Origin of the sequence: Serratia sp. PL17 (assembly GCF_017832355.1) — a bacterium.
Lineage (GTDB): Bacteria > Pseudomonadota > Gammaproteobacteria > Enterobacterales > Enterobacteriaceae > Serratia.
Genome location: NZ_JAFIBY010000001.1, coordinates 1308994 through 1331557 on the forward strand (window position 1 = coordinate 1308994; position 22564 = coordinate 1331557).

A 22564-nucleotide genomic window follows, 5' to 3' on the forward strand; every position below is an offset into this window, starting at 1 on the left:
TAATGCTTGTCGGTCGCGGCGGGCAAGCATTATTTTAAACAGGATCTCACTTTAAAAGCAGCCGGCTCCCGCCGTTCTCAATCACTCGGACGCGCAACCCGATCAATTCCGTCCACCACTGTCTCAAAAAGCGAAGGCGGCAGATCATGCCCCATTCCATCGATAAGCATAAACGTCGAGTCCTGAATTGAAGAGGCGGTGTCTCTCCCACAGGCTGCAGGTATTAGCGCATCGTCGGCACCATGTACAATCAATGATGGGACGGTGATCTTGGCTAACAGCGGCCGTAGATCGCCAGCAGCGACGATCGCCCCCATCTGTCGACCTACACTGGATGGGTCATAGGCACGCTTGGTTTCCTCCAGAATCAGGGTTCGATGGTACTCTTCGTCAAATGGATATCCAGGGCTTGCTATCCGTCGTGCAAAAGCGAGTTTGTGTGCCAGAAAACCGGCTTCATCTCGCCGTGGATCGGGGGCTGGCTTAGTCAACATCGCCATCACTTCTGGTGAGGCTGATGGAAGATTCGGATTCCCCGTGCTGGACATGATCGAAGTTAACGACAAAACCCGCTGCGGATATTCACTAGCGGCAATCTGAGCAATCATGCCCCCCATTGATCTGCCGACGAGGTGCGCGCGAGGGATCCCGAGTGCATCAAGCAGTCCCATTGCGTCGTTGGCCATGTCGAACAGTGTGTAAGGCACATTTGGCCGTTGCCCGGCCGAGTGAGAAGCCGCCAACGCAGCGAAATCAGGTGCAGGGTGGTCTGTAAAATGTGATGAGCAACCCGCATCACGATTGTCGAAGCGAATCACTCGATAACCTTTTGCAACCAGACGTTCACAAAATAACACCGGCCAGCGGATCATTTGTGTTCCAAGACCGGCAAGTAAAAGCACGGTGTCGGCATGGTTATCGCCGAAGCTATCGCAACTCAGATTGATGCCATTTACGTTGAAAGTGATCATTTGCCCGTCCAGATTTGAAACATCCTGGATGTCTGCACCCAGGATTTACGATGCAGACGTCATTTAGGGTTCAGTGGAATTGCTTCATACCACGTCGAAGGCCGCCAAACTCAATGCGTAATTGCGAATGTCGGAAGGCCACTCGACAGTAAGCTGGATGAATTTCTCTGAGTCACCAGCGAACAATGCGCGCGAACTTTCTTCGAAGCCGGCCATGTTGCCTGCCATTGTCGACATGAACTGGTAAGCACGTTCCTGCGTCCTGCGTTTATCATCACGATCCACCGTGTTGCGCCTGGCTTCTTCAACCAGTTTGCGTAAAGCGACAGAGGCTCCCCCCGGTTGCGTTGACAACCAATCCCAATGGCGAGGAAGTAGCGTGACCTCACGTGGGATCACGCCGAGCTTTGGCCTGCCACGCCCACGTGGCTGAGGCGAGGATTGCGCATTTTCGACTGAGTCAGATTGATGATCTTTGGTTAACCGTGCGACCGCTTCCGCGTCCGTTCCACGGATATCAACCTCTTGGACACGGCCTGTCCGGTCATCAAAGATCAATACCGGCTCAGTGGAACCCGACGTTATAGCCCGCTTTACAGCCAGCACGTTGGTTTCGAGGTTGCCACAGGCAATGCGTTTTAAGCCGTCAAAGCTAGTAAAGGAGGGGGAGTCTACCGTTGTCATGGCGATATCGTCAGAATGTCAATGTCGCATAATTATATCCGGGTAAAATTAAATATCAATTAATACCCGGATAAAATTTAGACGCGGTTTGGTTACCGATGAGGTTGGTCGCCCTTGAAGGCACCAAACGCGGGAAGATACACAAGTACAGGTTGCAAGGGACCCCGCCTTGGGCCCCTTGCACGGTCAAAGTCTACTAGCTATATAGCAACTAACGTATGGGCATTCGACAACAAATTAAAACAGCCCGAGCGGTTTGGAATCGTAACTAACCAACAGATTTTTCACCTGCTGATAATGCGACAGCGCCACTTTGTGGGTTTCGCGGCCGACGCCCGAGTTTTTATACCCCCCGAAGGCAGCGTGCGCAGGGTAGAGATGGTAACAGTTAGTCCATACGCGCCCGGCCTTAATAGCACGCCCCATGCGATAGGCACGGTTGACGTCACGGGTCCACAGGCCGGCACCCAGCCCGAACTCACTGTCGTTTGCCAGCGCCAGCGCTTCGGCTTCATCTTTAAAGGTCGTCACGCCAATCACAGGCCCGAAGATCTCCTCGCGGAAGAAACGCATGCTGTTATTACCGGTTATCAGCGTGGGTTGAAGATAGAAACCGCTCTGCAACCTCTGTTCATGGCTGGCGCGCTCACCACCGGCAATGATTTTCCCCCCTTCATTTTTGGCGATCTCAATATAAGAGAGGATCTTGTCAAACTGCTGTTGAGACGCCTGTGCACCAATCATGGTGTCGGTATCAAAAGGGTCACCCTGACGAATCGTGGTGATTCGGGCCAACACTTTTTCCATAAATTGCGGGTAGATCGATTCCTGGATCAGTGCGCGTGAAGGGCAGGTGCAGACTTCACCCTGGTTAAAGAAGCCGAGGATCAGCCCTTCAACGGCCTTGTCGATAAACTCCGGTTCGGCCTGCATGATGTCTTCAAAGAAGATGTTAGGCGACTTGCCGCCCAGCTCCACGGTACTGGGGATGATGTTTTCAGCCGCGCAGGCAAGAATATGCCTGCCCACCGGCGTTGAACCGGTAAAGGCGATTTTATCGATGCGTTTGCTGGTCGCCAGTGCCTCGCCGGCTTCTTTCCCAAAGCCTTGAACCACGTTGAGCACCCCAGGTGGCAGCAGATCGCCAATCATTTCCAGCAGAACACAGATGCTGAGTGGGGTCTGTTCTGCGGGCTTGAGTACGACGCAGTTGCCGGCAGCCAGCGCAGGGGCCAGTTTCCAGGCAGCCATCAGTAACGGGAAGTTCCAGGGGATAATCTGTCCAACCACGCCCAGTGGTTCATAAATATGGTAGGCCACGGTATTTTGGTCGATCTCAGCGGCAGTCCCTTCTTGCGCACGCAGGCAACCGGCAAAATAGCGGAAATGGTCAATCGCCAGGGGGATATCGGCATTAAGCGTTTCGCGAATTGGCTTACCGTTATCCCAGCTTTCAGTCAGCGCCAGCAATTCTAGCTGCGACGCCATGCGATCGGCGATTGCCAGTAACACGTTGGAACGTTCCTGTACGCTGGCTTTGCCCCAGGTTTCAGCCGCGGCATGTGCGGCATCCAGCGCCAGTTCGATATCTTTTGCATCTGAGCGCGGAAATTCGGCGACGGTTTGGCCTGTCATTGGGGAGGTGTCGGTGAAGTAGTTGCCTGAAACGGGTTCGACAAATTTGCCGCCGATATAATTGCCATAGCGTTTTTTGAAAGAAACCAACGAGCCAGGTAAACCAGGATGAACGTATTTCATGTAAACACCTCTCATGAGAACTGACACTGTAGGGTTGACGCCTGGATGCATGACGCCATCGCAGAAACCATAAGCATTACCTATGCCACTTTGTGCTTATTCGGTAGCCATAAAATATAAAAATGTTTAATATCATCTAATTAAAAACAGAAAATACCTGCTTTGGGCAATAAAACCGCTGTCTTATTATTCATTCCTATTATTTTTTGTGTCCCATGTCGCAACGCATGGGACACATTTGTGATACATAAATGCAACACTTTATTTGGCGGGAGTTGGGTATGTTGCATAAAGACCAGACCACCCAGACCGGGTTTGACTCTGACAGTGATAATCTGTCTCTCCCCAGCCGACTCTCAGAATCCTGGCTACGTAGCCAACACTATGGCTTGAGCCGGGCTGACGATCTGGTGCCTTTTGTTCGGCCTGCGTTGCTCAATGAAGTGCGTGGGCAAAACGGCTGGGTTGCACAACTGGCACAGCCGCTGATCGCGCGTTTAGGCAACGAAATTAACCGGCAACCCTCAATTGTGGTGGTCTCTGATGCCAGCGGGTTGGTGTTGGAAACCTGTGGGAATACTGACTTTCTGCATAAGGCGTCACGCATTTCTCTGGCCCCGGGCAATTTATGGGGGGAACAGGAGCGTGGCACCAATGCCATTGGTACGGCACTGGCGCTGGGGAGCCAGTGTGAAGTCAACGGTGATGAACACTTCCTTAATCAGAATGCAGGGCTTTATTGTTCCGCCGCGCCGATCTATCGCCCCAACGGCGTGATAGCCGGGGTGCTGGATATCTCGACACCGGCGCAGCGCCCGTATAATGATGCGCACTCACTGATTTTACAGGCGGTCAGGCACATTGAGCACCAGTGGGTGACAAGTAGCGTGACGTCTCAACATTGGACGCTGCGCCTGCACAGTGACGCACGTGTTCTCGGCAGTGCACACGAACTGATACTGGTGTTCCACGACGACGTCCTAACCGCCGCCAACCGGCTGGCGATGCAAGAATTTAATCTCTCGGTGGCTTCTTTCGGCACGCTAGACTTTGCCTCACTGTTCCCGGATATGTCACGCCAGGCGATGAATGCGCCACATCAGACGCTGGCAATCAATAATCGCCACTATTACTCCTTGTTGCAGATGCCGGAAAGGCATTCACAGGGGGTTAAGCCGCTGGCACCGCCTTTTGATCGCGATGGGGCTGACAGGCAGAAAGCGTTACGCATTCTCAATGCCGGCCTGGCGCTGTGCATTCGGGGGGAAACCGGCTGCGGCAAGGAGTATTTCAGCCAACGGTTGTTTGAGGAAAGTCGGCGTCGGCAGGGGCATTTTGTGGCGATTAACTGTGCGGCACTGCCTGAAAGCTTGATTGAATCCGAACTATTTGGCTATGCGCCGGGGGCGTTTACCGGTGCCAATTCAAAAGGATACCTGGGCAAGATCAGAGAAGCCGACGGTGGCGTATTGTTCCTGGATGAAATTGGCGATATGCCATTAGGCTTACAAACCCGGCTATTACGTGTTCTACAGGAAAAAACGGTTACGCCGCTCGGCAGCCACATGTCCTATGCGGTGGATTTTTCACTGATCTGCGCCACCCATCAGGATCTGGACCAGCAGGTTGCGGCGGGGGCCTTCCGCGAAGACTTGCTGTACCGCATCCAGGAATTCAGCTTACGCATATTGCCGCTACGTGAACGGGCACACGTGGATCGTTTTATTCTTAACCTTTGGCGCGAACTGGGGGGCGAGCAGCGTGGTATCACGTTGGCGCCTGATGCCGTCGCGGCGCTGGCGCGTTATCCGTGGCCGGGGAATGTGCGGCAGTTGTTGAGCACGCTCAAGGTGCTGTTGGCACTGACCGATGATGGCAGCATGATTACACTCGACGATCTGCCTGAACCGTTCAGCGTCGTCCCCTCATTCAGTACGGAGACTCAGTCGGCACCGCAGGACATGCTCGACGCCATCAGAAATGCCAACGGTAACATCAGCCAGGCGGCGAAGCGGTTGGGGGTATCACGCAGTACGCTTTATCGCAAAATGGAGAAAAGCAGGGGACGTGTGGCTGACTGAGGGTAACCAAGGCCCACAGATTGGGCCTTGGTCTTGAAACTATTTGTCCCCCAACCCCAGTGGGTTAATTTCAGAATGTTCGATTTTCTCGTCGCTTTCCGCCCAACGATCCAGCACTTTCAGGTAGCTGCCATTGGCAATCGCACTATTGAGTGACGCTTGCACGGCATCAACCAACCCATTGCCTTTCTTTACCGTGACCGCAATGTTCGCGCTGCGTGGCCACCCGCCAGGCACGATGCCAACCAGTGTGGTTTTGCCGTTCAACTTCGCCTGATAAGCGCCGGACACGTTGGGCCCAAAGGTCGCATCCGCCCGGCCAGATTGAATGGCCAGCGTCGCGGCGGCCTTGTCAGTAACATAAATTGGCTGCAGGGCTGGCAGCCCTTTGGCCTGGTTCTCCTTATCCCAGGCCAGCAGCACGGCTTCCTGATTGGTTCCTGAATCCACGATGATCTTTTTGCCGGCAATATCCGGTGCCGATTTTATCGAGGTGATTTTACTGCCGGACTTCACATAAAAGCCCAGCGTATCCTGGCGATAGGTGGCAAAGTCGAACTTGGTTTTACGCTCCTGAGTCACGGTAATGTTATAAATCGCCGCATCGTATTTTCCTGAGGTGACACCCAGTGGCCAATCCTCCCAAGACGTCGGTACCAGTTTGAGTTTCAGCCCCAGCCCATCAGCAACCAGCCGTGCGATATCCGACTCACTGCCAATCACCGTTTTATTGTCACGTGCGTATAACCCAAAGGGCGGGCCGCTGCCCAAAATTGATACCGCAACGGTCAACGTACCGGGTTCGACGAATGTAAACCCGGACGGGATTTTGGCTATAGCCTCAGGGCTTTTCGCCGTATTAATGGGCGTTTCGTTGGCGACCAAATCAATGCCCGGCGCGGCATTAGCCAGCGCGGAAAGGCTCAGGAGTGCCGCCGCTGCGGTGAGTTTTGCGCTATACATCATCATGATTACCTGCATTATTATGTTGTTGGGGCGGTCAATGCACTATCCTTTAAGCCGTTAAATCTGTGAACGAACAAAATTGGCTAACTAATTTTAGAAATGCGACGTTGGTGCCGTCCTTAAATACAAAAAGGAGGCCAAGGCCTCCTTTTTCAGCAACACCGTCGTTGCGGTTTTTTGGGTTATTCAAGAGACAACGTTGATGTACGGATCAAACCAGAAGTAACCCATGGATTTACCACTGTTATACACCACGAATTCCAGCCCGTAGTTCAGGAGGCCAATAGAATCTGCTATATCGAACGTAACATAGGGGTTGTAGATGCGTGGTGTCGAAGGGGTTCCGTCCTGACCCGCCAGCACGCCACCATCCTTCCAGTATGAGGTGAAGGGAGCATTATCGTCGGCCCACTGAGGCTGTGTGGCAGCATAATCAAACCCATATGCGTCCGCATGCCTTTCCATAAACGCAGGTAAATCGAGAGGTTTATTTTCTCCAAGTATATTAATCTGCGTATCAGGATCGGTCGGTTCACCTGTCACAAAAGTCTTCACTTGTGCTCCGTCTTTCCAGCTGTGTGCGATAAACCTAACCGGGGCAATAATGATATTTTGTCGACGACCCAAATCTTCCAGCCAGATCTGTATCTGTTCTTCCTGCGAGACCGGCACAGGATAATCCCCATCGTGGGACGTCGATGGACCGTTATTTTGGCTAACAAGCATAACGGGATGTGCGACCGCCACAGGGTTATCGAAGCTCCCCCCCGTAGAAGGCAGGGTACTAATATCAACAGTAAAAATTATCTGTGTTCTCATTGATCTCTGTATGAACACATCCCGTTTGAAAGGTTGCCAATGTGCTGACATTGACGACGGCAGTTACCGTTCATCTGTTATTGCCATTACTCAGACGGCCTCGCAAACTTTCAGCATTCACCCTTTTACAAAATAGTTAATATTTATCAGCACATATCGTTTATCACGATCTGAAGCTGACGTGCTTTGTCGCATACTTGAACACGAACTACTGTGAAAGGTATTTTTCGGCGTGATTATCCACATGATTAAAATGAGAGTAATCAACAAGTCATTCCGAAAGGCATTCTCTATCAGTGGTTTATTAATGATAATAAATTGTCTCTCGCAATAAAATGCGAGGAAATAACCATCGATAATAAAATGATGGTTATTGAAAGATAGAGTAGGCGTGTTGGAACAGCAATAACGAAAGTTAAATATAATTCATTTGCTCGACATAAAAATAATTAGAGTGAAAAGAATAAAAACAACACTTATTTTACGTGAAATTATTTCGACCTTCGTTAAGTAACGCCCTGAAAATTTATATCAATAGACAAGTGCAACCGTAGTGCGAGCATACTCCATTGTTATTAATGGTTTTTTATTAATTCTGAATGATTGGAGAGGAAAGGGTTGGATGTTCTTATTTATGCGTGGATTCTCCAGTCTGTTGTTTTTCTGGCGTATTATGGTTGGAGGTGATTTGTTGTCTTTTTTGTTGTCGTGGCTAATTATTAAGAAATGGAACGAGAGTGAGTGATTAAATACCACTATCAACGATATTAAGTATTATGCTGCCCACATTTTTATATGCGATCTTTATTTTCATTAAAATATACATTGGGATAGGTGATAGCCCAATGATAATAATATCTTTGCGCGGCGAGAGGGGCCGCCCGGTATCATTGACCGGGCTATATTTATTCGTTTACAGGTTTAAAGTGGCATGTTGTTGCAGCATATTGAGTACCTTTGGTGCCTCAACGGCCTGGCTAAAAAGAAATCCCTGACCCAGGTGATAGCCTGAGTCACATAACGTCTGGCGTTGCTGCTCGGTTTCAATGCCTTCTGCAATGATGTCGATCGACAATTTTTGTCCCAGGATCCCCATGCTTTCCACGATGCCCAGAATGGCCGGTTCGTGATTCATACGCCGGATGAAATCGCGGTCCAGTTTAATGCAGTCCAGAGGGTAGTCCATGAGATGTGTAAAGGAGGAGTGCCCGGTACCGAAGTCATCGAGCGATATTCTGACCCCCATTTCCTTGAGCATCTGCAATGCGCGCAGCACATACTTCGAACCGTGTTTGTTGAAGGCATGTTCGGTGACTTCCAGCTCGATCAGGTGATGCGGAATGTGGAACATCTGCAAACGTCTCAGGAAGGTTTCAGCGTAGTTATCACGTAAAAACTCGATGGGGGACGCGTTTAACGACACCGGCAAAACATCGACACCCGAGGCCAGCCAACCCGACATATCGGCAAACACCTTCATCTGCATGGTTTCACTGAGTTTGGTGGCCAATTCGTAATCGTTAAACGCCTCACTGACCGTGTCAGGCATCTGCATGCCCTTTAACGGACAATACCAGCGCAGCAAGGCTTCAAATCCAATGATCGCGCCATTGCTCAAGCTGACCTTGGGTTGATAACTGGGGCGGATCTGATTATTACGGACAATTTGGCGCGCGTGATTGAGCTGTGCTGCACGCTCCTTTGCCTTATCCATCATTTTTTGATTAAACATATAAACGCCACCGCGGCCACCGTCTTTGAGTTCGTACAGGGCGGTATCGGCGCATTTCATCAGTTCCGACGCATCACGCGCGTCTTGAGGGTAGATCGCACAGCCGATGCTCATGCCGCAATGCAGTGCCTTACCCCCATGCGTGATCGGTGATTCAAGCTGCATTAAAAAGGTATTGGCGATCTTGAAAATATCTTGTTCGTTTTCGACGTCGCTAATCACTATCGCAAATTCATCGCCCCCTAAGCGGGAGACGAAAGAGTTATTGTTTAGGTATGCCGTTAGTCGGCGCGATAAGACGCGCAAAAGATGATCACCTGCAGCGTGCCCGAGGGTATCGTTAACCAGCTTAAAGTGGTCGAGGTCCAATAAAATCAATCCCAGAGACGTGTTTTTGCTCAGGGCCTGTTTCATTTCATGTTTTAATTTCCGCTTGAATAAGCGTCTATTGGGTAAACCGGTCAATTCGTCATATTCACTGGCGATCAGCAAACGTTTCTCAGCTATTCGCTGTGAGGTTACATCGCGCGAAACGCATAATATATTTTGTATCTGCTCATCTTCGCCGAAAACGGGGCTAAGGATATTATCCCAATGCTGAAGCGCGCCAGTTGGTGAGGCACTGAGTCCGGCGAATCGGGCGCTTTTTCCGTTTAAAACTTTACGCAGTGCCTTTCTGCCACGGTTGCGTACTTCGGGTTGCAACAGATCCAACCAAGGCATGCCAAATTGTTGTGGGTTCTCATCCAGGCCCAAAGCGATGCTGCCTGCTTTGTTCATATGCAGTACCGAACCGTCATTATTAATGACCTTGATACAGTCGACGCTGGCGTCGAGCATATTCTTTTGTGCTGCCAGTGTTTCCGTCGTTAATTGCTTTTTCAGCATTTTTTCATGGATATCGGTGCAGCTAAGATACCAATGCATCTGCGCAGAATCGCGATCTTGCTTTGCACCAAACGACAGTAAAAACCAACGATACTCACCGTTGTCATTGCGCAGCCTGGCTTCCTGTACGAATGAATCGGCGTTGAGCATGGCGTGTTGCTGCAGCAGAGCAATGTGGGCGTATTCGTCGACGTGCAGCGCTTCTAACCAGCCGACGTCATTGTGATCAAAGGAAGAAAGACCGGTATATTCACACCACAATGCATTGAAATGTCCGCCGAGCCCGTTACCAACGCCAATGAGATTGGGTAAACCATTGAAGATATCATAAGCGATATCAACAGGATGAATTTCATCGCTGTGCTCGGGTAAAACATTCATCTGTCATTTCCTCTAAAAGCTGCCCGACATTTACGCTAAAAGAAACCATTTTTATAATATTGTAGTCAGCGGCAAATCGTTATGTAGCCTAGTCTGCGCGATAAAAAGCCGCCAGAGAGAATGAGATATAATTCAGAGCAACACAGTAGGAATACTCTCGTATTTACGCGTTAAATGACGTCCGCTTATTGAGTCTCATTCGTCATTAAATATCGCGAATCGGCAGGGACTGGATATAAAAAAGCCCCCGCGGTCAGGCGGGGGCTGGACATTATCCTGCGCGCTGAAATTTATTTATCTAACGCATAGGCAATGACGTAGTCGCCACGATCGGGTGACTGACGTGCGCCACCGGCGGAAATCACAATGTACTGCTTGCCGGTGGTCGGTGAAATATAGCTCATTGGTGTACCGCCGCTGCCAACGGGCAGACGCGCTTTCCATACTTCTTCACCTGTCGAAGAGTCAAACGCCCGCAGGTAGTAATCCTGAGTGCCGGCAATGAAGACCAGGCCGCCTTGGGTCGCCAGGGTGCCCCCCAGCGTTGGCATACCCACCGGCATTTGCGCCCGCATCTTGATACCGAACGGCCCCGTGTCCTGAACGGTCCCGGCGGGAACTTGCCAAACCACTTTTTGCGTTTTCAGATCGATCGCAGACAGGGTACCGAATGGCGGTTTTTGGCACGGGATGCCCAGTGGGGACATAAAGCGGTTTTTGTTTACGCCGTACGGCGTGCCTTTCAGCGGAACAGCCCCCATTCCTGTGTTGACTGATTCACCGCCATTACTGGCCGGCGTATTGGCATCGGTTTTCTGCGGGATCATCTGCACCCACAGGCCTAATCGCATGTCGTTGGCGAAGATATAATGGTTGTTAGGATCAGTCGACAACCCTCCCCAGTTCATGCCACCCAACGAGCCAGGGAAGCTGAGTGAGATATCGGTATCCGGTGCAGTGAAGAGACCGTCATAGCGCATGGATTTGAAACTGATGCGGCACATCAGTTGATCGAACGGCGTTGCGCCCCACATATCCGACTCGGTTAACTTTTCATTGCCAATCTGCGGCATGCCGACTGAGAAGGGTTGGGTGGCTGAGTATTGTTCACCGGGAATGGTGCGCGTTTTTACTGGCAGCTCTTTGACTTCTGTCAGGAGTTTGCCGGTAAGGCGATCCAGAACGAAAATTTGGCCGGTTTTCGCGCCAATCACGACGGCAGGTTTGGTGGTGCCATCCTTCATTGGGAAGTCGATCAGGCTTGGCTGCATCGGCAGGTCGAAATCCCACAGGTCATTATGGACGGTCTGATAAACCCATTTCTCTTTGCCGGTAGTGGCATCAAGCGCCAGGATAGAGGCACCGTATTTGTGATCCAATGCGTTACGGTTCGCACCCCACAGGTCAACGGAAGAGCTCCCCATTGGCAGGAACACGGTGTTCATCGCAGGATCATAGGACATCGGTGCCCAAGAGTTCGGCGTACTGCGCACAAAGGTCTGGCCCGGTTTCAATACCGAATTTGGATCTTTGTTGCCTGGGTCGAACGCCCAGCGCATTTCACCCGTGATCACGTCGAAACCGCGCAACACGCCGCCAGGCATATCAGTTTGCACGTTATCGGCCACGCGGCCACCAACCACAATGGTCGTGCCTGCCAACGTTGGCGCAGAGGTGAGCTGGTATTTTGGATCAGCGGCATCGCCCAGGCCCGCTTTCAGGTCGACCACGCCTTGGTTGCCGAAATGTTGGCAGTATTCGCCGTTATCAGCATTGATTGCCACTAAACGAGCATCGATGGTGTTCATCAGAATACGACGCTGACAGCTATCACCGGCTGCCAGGATGGCCGGGGTCGCAGGCGTTGAACCTGGAACGGTTGGCTGTGGCAGCGGTTTTGTAACATCAAAATACGCCAGCCCGCGGCAACGGTTCCAGACCTGGGATTTTGCATTGACTTCGCGCGTCCAGATCGCTTTACCGCTGTCAGCATCGACGGCAATCACGTTGTTATGCGGCGTACACAGGAAAATGCGGTTGCCGATTTGCAGCGGGGTTTGCTGATCTTCTGCGCCATTGCCGTCCGGGCTTAACGGAATGTCACCCGTATGGAAGGTCCAGGCAACGTGCAATGCTTTTACGTTGTCGCGGGTGATTTGGTCCAGCGCCACGAAACGGCTACCGCCCGGCGTGTTGCCGTAGTTGTCCCAGTCTTTCTGCTGTTTGGCTTTATCCACGGGGATTAACGGCAGCTGTTTACCGCTGAAAGCGACGGTAGGGTGTGGCTGGAACATCTGTACGAAGGTGCCAACCATGCCAACCGCCAGTACGGCACTGAACAGGTAGGACGGTGTGGCCAGCGGGGCTTTACCTTCCGATTTACGCAGCGCAGGCCAGCTCAAGAAGGCCAGAAGCATTAAACCGGTAGGCACCATAAGCCGTGATACCAACGGCCAGAAATCAAAACCGGCATCGACCACTGACCAAATCAGCGTGCCAATGAAAACCAGCAAGAACAGCATCACCGCCGAAGATTTGCGACGGAAGAATTGCACGGCCGAAAGCAGGGTGACAATGCCAGCGATCAGGAAGTAGCTACTGCCGCCCAGTGAGACTAGCTTGCCACCGGCAATGGCAAAGAACAGACCGACGACAGTAAGAATTATCCCTAATAAACAGCATGATAGTTTAAGTTTTATACCCGGCCGGGTATTTGATTCAGGCATAGCGAGCAAACTCCAAGATAATGTTTTTTTCATGTTTACCCCGAGTGATCTCGACCTTGCTGTTCCCTGGTGGAATGAGAGCAGAGTGTAAATCAAACGATGGAATGGCCATATTGTACCATTTGATTCATTATCAAGTTAAGAATATGTTGCCCGATAACTCAGACCTTAGCCCGAATTGCAACAATTGATGCGGCTGAGCGCGACCGGGCTCCGGTGATCGACTCACCGTCAATGGGGGTGCTCTAGACGGGAAATATAATAATAAACCATGGAAATAAAAGGGATAATGGAAATCGTGGGTATTTAACAGGCTCGTAATTATATTTTTCTATTATTGAACCTTTGTAATACCATTGGATAGCTTTTTGGTTTCTTTAGTTACATAAGGTTAGAAATCTTAATAAGATACGTTAACATTACTATTCCACTATGCAGTGCTTCGATTGATTGGGCGTCATCGTTTTACTGTACTGCATAGTGGTCACTCTATATTCTATAAATATCCTAAATCCCTAAATCAACAATCCTCCCCTTGAGAGCCTCAATGCCTTCCGCTTCCAGTCGTTCCAGCAATCGCGACAGGATCGCCGAGTTGTAATAAACGATCGCGTTGGAAATCAGCCGCCCACACGGGTTACTGACCTCTGTTTCAATGTCATTTTTCCCGGTTAACTCCTTCTTTCCGCTGACTTTTGCCACTGCGGCACGCAGTTGGTGATGAGATTAAATCTCAGTAAACGACAACACTGACAGAGGTGACGGACAGATTACTATTTAATTTTATCAGTAAGTTACGTTGTTCCCGCAGACAAATAACATACTAAAAATATAAACGGTATTTGTCTGCAGGCGAAGGAGGGGAGTTCTTTTTGATTTATATTATTTTGGTAGATATTCCATTACGACATACTTGCTTAAATCATTTATTACACTTGAACGTTCTTCAAGTGAAGTGCCATCTTTTTTAACATAAATACTTATGAATATGGGTGCGGATTTTTCTGACCATACCATTGAAATCAAACCACGGACACCATAATCACTCGCTCCAGAACGATCGGCAATTTCCCATCCTTGAGGTAATGTCGCTCGTAACATATCATCAGCAACCTTATTGCCCATCATCCAATTTTTCAATTGAACTTTAGAACTATCCGATAAAACCTTGCCAGTAAGTAGCCTTTTTAGACTGGAATTAATAGCGTTAGGTGTCGTAGTGTCTCTTAAATCATGATCAGGATTTACCGTCAATTCAGGTTCATACCTATCAGAGCGTGTTATATCATCACCGATAGAGCGCATGAATGATGTGAGTCCTTCAGGTCCGCCACCGGCGGAAATAACTATATTTGCTGCTGTATTATCACTATAAGATGTTGTGGCTTCACAGGATTGCTGCAAATTTATTTTTTTATTAATATAATTTTTGACAATTGGAGAGTATTCTACGATATTTTCCGGTTTAACTAATATCGAATCATCTAAATTAATTTTATTTTCATCTACTTTAGCAAGAATATTTGCGCAAGCTAAGGCTTTGACGGTACTGTCTAAAGGAAAACGTTCATCCCCATTTATCGAGACCATCTTGCCATCCATATTAAGTATTGATAATCCAATACTCCAACCTTCTTTGCTAAGTTTATTTACCTCATCATCAAGCGTCGCAGAGAACGATAAAGGTATAAATGAAGAAAAAACAACCACACTAGCAACGGATTGAAGAAATACTCTCATGAAATCCCCTTCGGAATTATATTTATTAATTGTCAAGTGCAAAACATGATGGATTTTTTTGCAAGCTACTAATTGGAGTTATTACCGATTACTTCCGGTTTTGTTTCTGTAACGGTGATCCCATCCATGTAGTTATGACATAATCACTGCTATAACCTCATTTTACAAGCAAGTAAAAGTTTTATTAGACTTAAGAAAATCTAACACCCTAGCACAAGCAGTATCAGGAAGAAGGATCTATCGCATTAAGGCTAATACCCTTGATGTTAGTAATATATTTATATGCTGTGATGACATTGGTTTCAGCTATGTTGTGACTTTGTTGAATAAATCGAACTTCTGACTGCAATCAGGATCAGATCACTACATTCCTGTGACCTGCTCCCCCTTGATTAGTACATCCCGATGGTAGTTTTCAAGGGATACAAAAGCGCCTCCGATCTGTTCAGCAATACCTGAAGGGAATTCGTTTATTGATTCAGGGCATTGCGGTGCCCATCAGACATTGACTGTCGCGAAACGCTGTTTAACCACACTTAACACCAGTTGCCGCAACCATCGATGGGCCGGGTCGGCCTCCAGACGAGGGTGCCACATCTGAGAAACGGTAATACCTTGGGTTTTTACCGGCAGGTCGAAGGGGTAAAGTGCGGTGCCTATCGGTTGATTGATCAGGAAAGAGGCGGGTACCAACGCCACTAAATCCGAGGCCTCGGCCACGGCCAGCGCGGCGGGAAAGCCAGGAACCACGGCGGCGATCTTCCGTTCCAGACCCAATGCAGTCAGCGCGTCATCTACGGGTCCGGTTAATAAACCACGTCGCGAGGCAACGACATGACCGCAGGCGGCATATTGCTGGGCGGTAATCTCGGATAGCGACTCAAATGGATGCCCCTTTCTGACGACGGCCACAAAGCGGTCACGAAATAACGTCTGTAACCGAATCTCTGGCCCCATGTCTCCCAATACGCCAATCTCAAGATCGACCAAGCCTTCCCGCAAATGCCGTGAGCTCTTTTCTGGCTTGGGGGCAAAACACAGGCGAACCAAAGGAGCGACCTGTGCCGCCGCAGCGATCAGCGCTGCACCAAAGGCTTCGACAAATCCGTCGTTGGCGCGCAGGGTGAAGGTCCGTTCAAGCGCGGCTAAACTCAGTTCCGTTGTCGCAGGGCGAAGGACTGCGCGTGCCTCGAATACCGCGTTTTGCGTGCGTTCGCGTATTTCCTCAGCATAGGGGGTTAACACCATATGGCGACCCGCCCGGACCAGTAAAGGATCGCCAGTCACCGCCCGCAGGCGACTCAGTGTGCGGCTCATCGCGGACGCGCTGAGTTTAAGGCGGCGAGCCGCACCCGCCACGCTGCCCAAGGTAAGCAACGCATCAAGAGCAATCAGTAAGTTGAGGTCGGGTTCTGTCATGTCTGTCATCCTGAGCGGTCAATGAAGGTAGGCGTTTGGCGCATGTTATAAATGCAGATGCTGCGTCTTCCGCTATCTACTCCGCATAGTTATATTTTCTACACGACAAAACAACTGAAATGCAGAGGAAGTGAACAATGCCAACAGTATCTTCACAACAAAACACTGTCCTGATTATCGGTGCTTCTCGCGGTCTGGGGTTTGCAATGGTGGAAGAGTGTCTAAAACGGGGTCACAACGTGATTGCCACTGGGCGCGCATCGTCTAAAGATGCGCTTGGCCGTTTGGCTGAAAAGCACCCTGACACCCTTGAGGTAGAGACTGCCGATATCACGGTGCCTGAGCAGGTCAGTGCCTTACATGAACGACTCCACGATCGGCACGTTGATCTGTTGTTTGTTAACGCAGGCGTTAAAAATGACGATCGTGAAACAATCGCGGACGTCTCGACCGAAGAGTTCACTCGGGTCATGGTGACCAATGCGCTAAGCCCGATGCGCGTCATTGAAACCTTTAAGGACCTGGTTGCGCCCACCGGCACGATCGGCGTGATGTCTTCAGGTCAAGGGAGCCTCACCAATAACACCAACGGCAAGTTTGAAGTCTATCGGGCGAGTAAATCCGCGCTAAATATGCTGATGCGTAGCTATGCGGCACGAAACAGTGACGATCCTCGGACGTTGCTGCTGATGGCCCCCGGCTGGGTGCGTACCGAGTTAGGGGGGGCAGAAGGGCGTTTGAGCATCGACGAAAGCATTCCGAATTTGCTCAATACGATTGAAGCCTATGCCGGACGTTCAGGGCTGCATTATCTCGACTATCTGGGCAAGATTGTGCCCTGGTGATAGGGGCAGGTCAGTCTGCCAGCTCGGCGCGTGCGGCTCATTGACAAAAAAGCCGATCGCCTCAACGGCGATCGGCTTTTCACTGCGTGTTAAGGCAATGCCGGCAGATTAGGCGGCAGGTAACTGCTGCGCGGTTTTATCCACCAGCGCCAGCAGGACTTTGATCTCGTCCAGGCTGACCGTTGGGTTTAGCAACGTCATTTTCAGGCAGGTAACGCCATTAAATTCGGTCACACCAACGTTGGCGCGGCCCGATTCCAGCAACGCATCGCCAATCCGCTGGTTCATCAACGCGACTGCCGCGTCGCCGCGTGCCGCCAAGGCGTCTGGACGGTAGCGGAACAGTACGCTGGCCAACTGCGGCTGCATCACCAATTCCAGCGACGGTTGGTCGCCGATATAGTGTGCAACTTGCTGCGCCAGCGTAACGCCATGATCGATGATCGCTGCGTATTGCTGTTGCCCCAACGCCTCTAATCCCATCCACAGTTTTAATGCATCAAAACGGCGGGTGGTCTGCAAGGATTTAGAGACCAGGTTAGGCACGCCCTGAGCTTCGTCAAACTCGGAGTTCAGGTAAGCCGCCTGATAGCGCATCAATTCATAGTGACGAGCTTCTTTCAGCAAGAAAGCGCCGCAACTGATGGTTTGGAAGAATTGCTTATGGAAGTCCAGAGTAATGGAGTCCACCAATTCAATGCCATCCAGATAATCACGGTACTTCTCGGAAAGCAGCAACGCACCGCCCCAGGCTGCATCCACATGCACCCAAATTTGGTGCTCCGCAGCCAATTGTGCAATACCGCGCAGCGGGTCGATCGCGCCGGCATCCGTCGTCCCCGCAGTGGCGACAATCGCCAGGATCTGCTCGTCGTTGGCTTTGGCTTGCGCCACTTTCTCAGCCAGATCGTTCAGATCCATTCGGGCGAATTGATCGGTTTTCACCAGCGTGACGGATTGGTAACCCAGGCCAAGCAGCGCCATGTTCTTTTGCACAGAGAAATGGGCATTTTCAGAACATAATACTTTGATCTTGCGCAGGTTACCGACCAATCCATCCTGTTGCACAGAGTGGCCTTGCTTGGCGAAGAAGGCATCGCGTGCCAGCATCAGACCCATCAGGTTGCTCTGGGTCCCGCCGCTGGTAAACACGCCGGCATCGCCAGGCTGATAACCGACCTGGGTGCGTAGCCATTCAATCAGTTTCATCTCGATGATAGTGGCTGACGGGCTTTGATCCCAGGAATCCATGCTTTGGTTGGTGGCGTTAATCAACACCTCAGCAGCTTGGCTAATCACCAGGCTTGGGCAATGCAAATGTGCGACGCACTGTGGGTGATGCACCGACAGGCTGTCTTTTAAAAAGTACTCGATCGCACGTTCGATTGCCGCCTGGTTACCCAGGCCCTGAGGATTAAAATCAAGCGTAATGCGTTCACGCAGTTCAGCAACGGTTTTCCCCTGGTACATCTCGGGTTGTTGCAGCCACTGCACTACGGCTTGGCTTGTCTGTTCGATCGCTTGCTGGTACGCGTCAGTGCTTTGCGCTGACGCGGCCAGAATCGGGTTTAACCGGGACATCGACTTCACTCCACATCCACAGGCTTGATGCCGGCGGCTAACAGGGCCTGTTCAAATTTATCCAGGAAAATACCCAGTTCATCGTTGGTGATCAGCAGGGAAGGTAACAGGCGCAGTACGTTGCCGTTACGACCGCCACGCTCGAGGATCAGGCCTGCATCGAAGCATTTCTTCTGCAGCAAAGCAGACAGCTGGCCGTCAGCCGGGTAGCAGCCCATATGATCCTGCGCTTCGTTTGGTTTAACGATTTCCATACCAATCATTAAGCCCAGACCACGCACATGACCAATCACCGGATAGCGTTTTTGCAGCTCGGCCAGTTTGGCTTTCAGCCATTCACCTTGAGCGGCAACTTTATCCGCTACCTGGTTGTCTTTGAGATGCTGCAGGGTGGTCAGGCCGGTCGCCATCGCCAATTGGTTACCCCGGAAGGTGCCGGTATGGTGGCCAGGTTCCCAGGCGTCAAATTCTCTCTTGATGCCCAATACTGCCAGTGGCAAACCGCCGCCAACGGCTTTGGACATCACAATGATGTCTGGCTCGATACCGGCGTGTTCGAAGGCGAAGAATTTACCTGTGCGGGCAAAACCAGCCTGAACCTCGTCGATGATCAGCAAAATACCGTGTTCCTGAGTGACTTTGCGAATACGCTGCAACCACTCGACAGGGGCCGGGTTGACGCCGCCTTCACCCTGAACGGCTTCAAGAATAACGGCCGCAGGTTTGCGCACGCCGCTTTCGACGTCGTTAATCAGGTTTTCGAAATAGTAAGTCAGTGCTTTAACGCCAGCTTCGCCGCCGATGCCCAATGGGCAACGGTACTCATGCGGGTAAGGCATAAACTGGACTTCCGGCATCATGCCGTTGATCGCTTCTTTCGGTGACAGGTTGCCCGTTACCGCCAGCGCACCGTGCGTCATGCCGTGATAGCCACCGGAGAAGCTGATCACACCAGAACGGCCGGTGTATTTTTTGGCGAGTTTCAGCGCGGCTTCTACCGCATCTGCGCCCGATGGGCCGCAGAACTGCAGGCAATATTCCTGGCCCTGTCCTGGCAATAAAGAGAGTAAATAAGCTGAGAACTCATCTTTCAACGGTGTTGTCAGATCGAGTGTATGTAACGGCAAGCCGCTGGTAATGACATTTTGGATGCTTTGGAGGACGTCAGGATGGTTATGACCCAGAGCCAGCGTACCCGCACCAGCCAGGCAATCAAGATATTGATTATTCTCAACATCCGTGATCCACACGCCTTGGGCTTTCGCAATTGCTAACGGCAATTTGCGGGGGTAACTCCTGACATTCGATTCAAATTCAGCTTGCCTCGCCAAATATGTTTCGTTGTTTGCATTTTTTGAACTCACACCTAAATTATCAATACGGACTTTATCCGTCATCATATCTCTCCTACAACTGGGGGTATCGATACCGCCCGAATTGAATTATTGAATGCAACAATTAACTACCGTGAGAAAAACGCGCCCAATATATGGCTTTTTACCCCCCGGCTCAATAGTTATTTGGCCGGTAAAAATTTATTGTTTTTTCGATAAAAATCAACAAATTGCTGCTTTATTGGCCAATAATGACGTATTTTGGGTTCGCTATGATGCTTGACAAGGCACAAAAATCCCCCTCAGAAAAAGTAGGGGTACAGGTCCAATGCATTTATTTTGAAGGTAATTTTCGGGGACGGGTCCCTATTTTACGAAGGGATTTTTGAAGCAACGACTTATTATAAATAATCCGTTGCTTAGACATTAACCCACTTTAGCGAACAGGCCGGGCTTTTTTCCATGATAACCGGACAATTTCCAGGGGCCCGCTGTGGCGAACAGCGAATTTTAGTGTCGTTTAGGCACACTCCCAGTGGGTTACTGTTGCGTGAAGAACGGCGCATGCCTTCGTCAGGATGACCGATTCAAAACAAGAATCCGGAAAAACCTCGAAAAACGTCTAAGCTCAATGCAAATAAGTCATTTAGGGTGCGGTGTTAAGGCAATAAGGCAGCGGCTTGAACCAACATCGCCCAGGAACAGTCATCCGGAGCACAACACATGTTCGAGCCATGTTTTCCAGAGAATGAAGCCGAACGTTTGTCGGTTTTGAACTCGTTGAATGTACTGGACACGAATGCGGTAGAAAAGTTAGACCGCGTTACGCGGTTAGCCGCCAAGTACTTCGGCGTCAGCATTGCCTTAATCTCGTTGATCGATCGTGAGCGTCAATGGTTCCTGTCACGCTTTGGTTTGGATGCCCGCGAAACCCCTCGCAACATCTCATTTTGCGGTCACGCCATTTTGCAACGAGACATGTTGGTCGTGCCCGATACTGCAGCCGATCCCCGGTTCTTTGACAACCCGTTGGTCACCGGCGGGCCAAAGATAGGTTTCTATGCCGGGCAACCCTTGCGTTCACTGGACGGTCTGCCGCTGGGTACACTCTGTATTATTGACGGACACCCTCAGACATTCTCTTCGGAGATGATGCGCGACTTACGCGATTTTGCCGCCGTTATCGAAGAATATCTGCACAGTATTGAGCGTGACATCTATACCGAAAGCCTGAGGTCAAACCTACAGCGTACAGAGGCGTTATTTGAACAAACCTTTTCTCAGGCAGCCGTGGGGATGGCGCTTATCTCACTGGAAGGATACTGGTTGCGCGTCAATCCGCGAATTTGTGAGATGTTGCAGTATTCGGAACGGGAACTGTTGGAGCGTACCTTCCAGGACATCACGCATCGCGATGATCTAAACACCGACCTTGGGTTGTTGAAACAGCTATTAGCCAATGAAATCGACACGTATTCGATGGAGAAGCGCTATATCCGCGCGGACAGCTCAACGATTTGGGTTCAGCTGACCGTTGCGCTCAATCGTTTACCGAACGGAAATCCGCATCACTTTATTTCTGTCATTGTCGATATCAGCGAGCGCAAGGCGGCAGAAGCCGATCTTTATTCACTGCAACATGAACTCGAAGACCGGGTAGAGGCCCGTACTCGGGAACTTAAGGTTGTTGTGACTAAACTCAACCAGGAAATTGCAAATCGAGCGCTCACCGAGCTGCAGCTCAGTACTGAAAAAGAGCGCCTGCGGGCGATTACCGACAATATGCCGGCGTTGGTCAGCCAGATTGATGCCGATGAACGCTATCTTTTTGCTAACAGCGCTTACAAAACCTGGTTTGGTCTGGAAGAAGAACGTCTTAAAGGCATGACCGTGCAAGCCTTTATGGGCGAGAGCGCATATGAAATGGCGAAACCCATGATTGAGCTGGCGCTGCGGGGGCAAACGGTGAGCTTCGAGAATGAACTGCAAACACGCCAGGGCTCGCTGATGATTCACACCACGCTGGTACCCAGTGAAACCCGAGGCTTCTATATTCTATCAATGGATATTACCGAGCTTAAGCGGTTACAACGTCGGTTGGAGTACGATGTCTCTCATGACATGCTGACAGGCTTAACCAATCGGCGCGCTTTTTTACTTCGGTTAGGTGCAACCTTACAAGCGTGCTGCCCACAGCAACAGATGGCGTTGCTGTTTATCGATCTTGATGGTTTTAAAAACCTGAATGACAGTTTTGGTCATGATTTTGGCGATCTTATTCTTAAGACCTTTGCTGATCTGCTCAGTGCCTGTGCAGGTCCCCATCACAGCGTTTCGCGGCTTGCCGGCGACGAGTTTACGGTTATCCTCTGGCCGCTGACGCAACCTCAGCAGCAGGTGCGCGCCTTTTGCGAGTGTGTATTGGCAGCGCTAGCGGCAACAGAACGGGTCGGCAATCAAAAAGTGTGTCTCTCAGCCAGTATCGGCGCAGCCATATCCCCGGGGGGCAATATTACGGCCGAGGCTCTGCTGACGAGAGCAGACGATGCTATGTATCGTGCGAAATCTGCGGGCAAAGGAACCTATGCAATCCGTGAGTGATGGGGATCAAGCATCACGATCAGAATGCCCAAAAAAAT

At 50.5% G+C, this 22564-nt stretch carries 15 protein-coding genes and 1 pseudogene; 4 read left to right on the plus strand and 12 right to left on the minus strand.

Features of this window, described 5'->3' with window-relative positions; genetic code table 11:
• Positions 1 to 77: 77 nt before the first annotated feature.
• From JOE25_RS06415 to JOE25_RS06425, 3 genes are all read right to left on the minus strand, one after another.
• Positions 78 to 971 carry an alpha/beta hydrolase gene (locus JOE25_RS06415; RefSeq protein ID WP_209633376.1) on the minus strand — a complete coding sequence of 298 codons (894 nt, stop codon included), beginning with the start codon at positions 969 to 971 and terminating at the stop codon, positions 78 to 80.
• 84 nt (positions 972 to 1055) lie between these two features.
• The gene (locus JOE25_RS06420; RefSeq protein ID WP_209633378.1) at positions 1056 to 1655 is read right to left on the minus strand and encodes a DUF2239 family protein; all 600 of its coding nucleotides are present in this window, start codon (positions 1653 to 1655) and stop codon (positions 1056 to 1058) included.
• A gap of 237 nt (positions 1656 to 1892) precedes the next feature.
• Complete coding sequence (locus tag JOE25_RS06425; RefSeq protein WP_209633380.1) at positions 1893 to 3413, minus strand: aldehyde dehydrogenase family protein; 1521 nt, start codon at positions 3411 to 3413, stop codon at positions 1893 to 1895.
• Between the two features lie 281 nt (positions 3414 to 3694).
• On the opposite strand from JOE25_RS06425, the gene JOE25_RS06430 reads away from it, so the two are divergent.
• Entirely contained in the window at positions 3695 to 5494 is a 1800-nt protein-coding gene (locus JOE25_RS06430) for a sigma-54-dependent Fis family transcriptional regulator (protein WP_209633382.1), read from the plus strand.
• Positions 5495 to 5533: 39 nt separating this feature from the next.
• Here the strand turns inward: JOE25_RS06430 and JOE25_RS06435 are convergent, their stop codons facing one another.
• From JOE25_RS06435 to JOE25_RS06465, 7 genes and pseudogenes are all read right to left on the minus strand, one after another.
• Entirely contained in the window at positions 5534 to 6460 is a 927-nt protein-coding gene (locus JOE25_RS06435) for an ABC transporter substrate-binding protein (protein WP_209633384.1), read from the minus strand.
• A 186-nt stretch (positions 6461 to 6646) separates the two neighbouring features.
• Positions 6647 to 7279 (minus strand): AidA/PixA family protein, encoded by a 633-nt coding sequence (locus tag JOE25_RS06440; RefSeq protein ID WP_209633386.1) that lies wholly within the window; start codon positions 7277 to 7279, stop codon positions 6647 to 6649.
• Between the two features lie 913 nt (positions 7280 to 8192).
• Complete coding sequence (locus JOE25_RS06445; protein ID WP_209633389.1) at positions 8193 to 10280, minus strand: EAL domain-containing protein; 2088 nt, start codon at positions 10278 to 10280, stop codon at positions 8193 to 8195.
• A 290-nt stretch (positions 10281 to 10570) separates the two neighbouring features.
• On the minus strand, positions 10571 to 13006 hold the full coding sequence (locus tag JOE25_RS06450) for a glucose/quinate/shikimate family membrane-bound PQQ-dependent dehydrogenase (protein WP_209633390.1): 2436 nt from the start codon (positions 13004 to 13006) through the stop codon (positions 10571 to 10573).
• A gap of 549 nt (positions 13007 to 13555) precedes the next feature.
• Positions 13556 to 13738: pseudogene (locus JOE25_RS06455) on the minus strand (Tn3 family transposase); the annotation flags it as partial.
• A 150-nt stretch (positions 13739 to 13888) separates the two neighbouring features.
• Positions 13889 to 14746, minus strand: a complete 858-nt coding sequence (gene bla, locus JOE25_RS06460; RefSeq protein ID WP_209633392.1) for a class A beta-lactamase — start codon at positions 14744 to 14746, stop codon at positions 13889 to 13891.
• A gap of 498 nt (positions 14747 to 15244) precedes the next feature.
• Positions 15245 to 16165 carry a LysR family transcriptional regulator gene (locus JOE25_RS06465; RefSeq protein ID WP_209633394.1) on the minus strand — a complete coding sequence of 307 codons (921 nt, stop codon included), beginning with the start codon at positions 16163 to 16165 and terminating at the stop codon, positions 15245 to 15247.
• Between the two features lie 137 nt (positions 16166 to 16302).
• On the opposite strand from JOE25_RS06465, the gene JOE25_RS06470 reads away from it, so the two are divergent.
• Positions 16303 to 17010 carry an SDR family NAD(P)-dependent oxidoreductase gene (locus JOE25_RS06470; protein ID WP_209633396.1) on the plus strand — a complete coding sequence of 236 codons (708 nt, stop codon included), beginning with the start codon at positions 16303 to 16305 and terminating at the stop codon, positions 17008 to 17010.
• A gap of 108 nt (positions 17011 to 17118) precedes the next feature.
• Here JOE25_RS06470 and JOE25_RS06475 read toward each other — a convergent pair whose 3' ends face one another.
• Positions 17119 to 18591, minus strand: coding sequence for an aspartate aminotransferase family protein (locus tag JOE25_RS06475; RefSeq protein WP_209633399.1), 1473 nt, complete (start codon positions 18589 to 18591; stop codon positions 17119 to 17121).
• A gap of 5 nt (positions 18592 to 18596) precedes the next feature.
• Positions 18597 to 19988 (minus strand): diaminobutyrate--2-oxoglutarate transaminase, encoded by a 1392-nt coding sequence (locus JOE25_RS06480; RefSeq protein ID WP_209633401.1) that lies wholly within the window; start codon positions 19986 to 19988, stop codon positions 18597 to 18599.
• Between the two features lie 52 nt (positions 19989 to 20040).
• On the opposite strand from JOE25_RS06480, the gene JOE25_RS06485 reads away from it, so the two are divergent.
• Together JOE25_RS06485 and JOE25_RS06490 are read left to right on the plus strand one after the other, a co-directional pair.
• The gene (locus JOE25_RS06485) at positions 20041 to 20208 is read left to right on the plus strand and encodes a hypothetical protein (protein WP_209633403.1); all 168 of its coding nucleotides are present in this window, start codon (positions 20041 to 20043) and stop codon (positions 20206 to 20208) included.
• 440 nt (positions 20209 to 20648) lie between these two features.
• Positions 20649 to 22526: a diguanylate cyclase gene (locus JOE25_RS06490; protein WP_209633405.1), complete on the plus strand. Its 1878-nt coding sequence runs from the start codon at positions 20649 to 20651 to the stop codon at positions 22524 to 22526.
• Positions 22527 to 22564: the final 38 nt, after the last annotated feature.

Coding starts and splice junctions, on each gene's coding strand:
- JOE25_RS06425 (WP_209633380.1), bottom strand. CDS start 3,413: ATGAAATACGTTCATCCTGGTTTACCTGGCTCGTTGGTTTCTTTCAAA.
- JOE25_RS06450 (WP_209633390.1), bottom strand. CDS start 13,006: ATGCCTGAATCAAATACCCGGCCGGGTATAAAACTTAAACTATCATGC.
- JOE25_RS06430 (WP_209633382.1), top strand. CDS start 3,695: ATGTTGCATAAAGACCAGACCACCCAGACCGGGTTTGACTCTGACAGT.
- JOE25_RS06420 (WP_209633378.1), bottom strand. CDS start 1,655: ATGACAACGGTAGACTCCCCCTCCTTTACTAGCTTTGACGGCTTAAAA.
- JOE25_RS06470 (WP_209633396.1), top strand. CDS start 16,303: ATGCCAACAGTATCTTCACAACAAAACACTGTCCTGATTATCGGTGCT.
- JOE25_RS06490 (WP_209633405.1), top strand. CDS start 20,649: ATGTTCGAGCCATGTTTTCCAGAGAATGAAGCCGAACGTTTGTCGGTT.
- JOE25_RS06415 (WP_209633376.1), bottom strand. CDS start 971: ATGATCACTTTCAACGTAAATGGCATCAATCTGAGTTGCGATAGCTTC.
- JOE25_RS06435 (WP_209633384.1), bottom strand. CDS start 6,460: ATGATGTATAGCGCAAAACTCACCGCAGCGGCGGCACTCCTGAGCCTT.
- JOE25_RS06475 (WP_209633399.1), bottom strand. CDS start 18,591: ATGTCCCGGTTAAACCCGATTCTGGCCGCGTCAGCGCAAAGCACTGAC.
- JOE25_RS06440 (WP_209633386.1), bottom strand. CDS start 7,279: ATGAGAACACAGATAATTTTTACTGTTGATATTAGTACCCTGCCTTCT.
- bla (WP_209633392.1), bottom strand. CDS start 14,746: ATGAGAGTATTTCTTCAATCCGTTGCTAGTGTGGTTGTTTTTTCTTCA.
- JOE25_RS06445 (WP_209633389.1), bottom strand. CDS start 10,280: ATGAATGTTTTACCCGAGCACAGCGATGAAATTCATCCTGTTGATATC.
- JOE25_RS06485 (WP_209633403.1), top strand. CDS start 20,041: ATGCAACAATTAACTACCGTGAGAAAAACGCGCCCAATATATGGCTTT.
- JOE25_RS06480 (WP_209633401.1), bottom strand. CDS start 19,988: ATGACGGATAAAGTCCGTATTGATAATTTAGGTGTGAGTTCAAAAAAT.
- JOE25_RS06465 (WP_209633394.1), bottom strand. CDS start 16,165: ATGACAGAACCCGACCTCAACTTACTGATTGCTCTTGATGCGTTGCTT.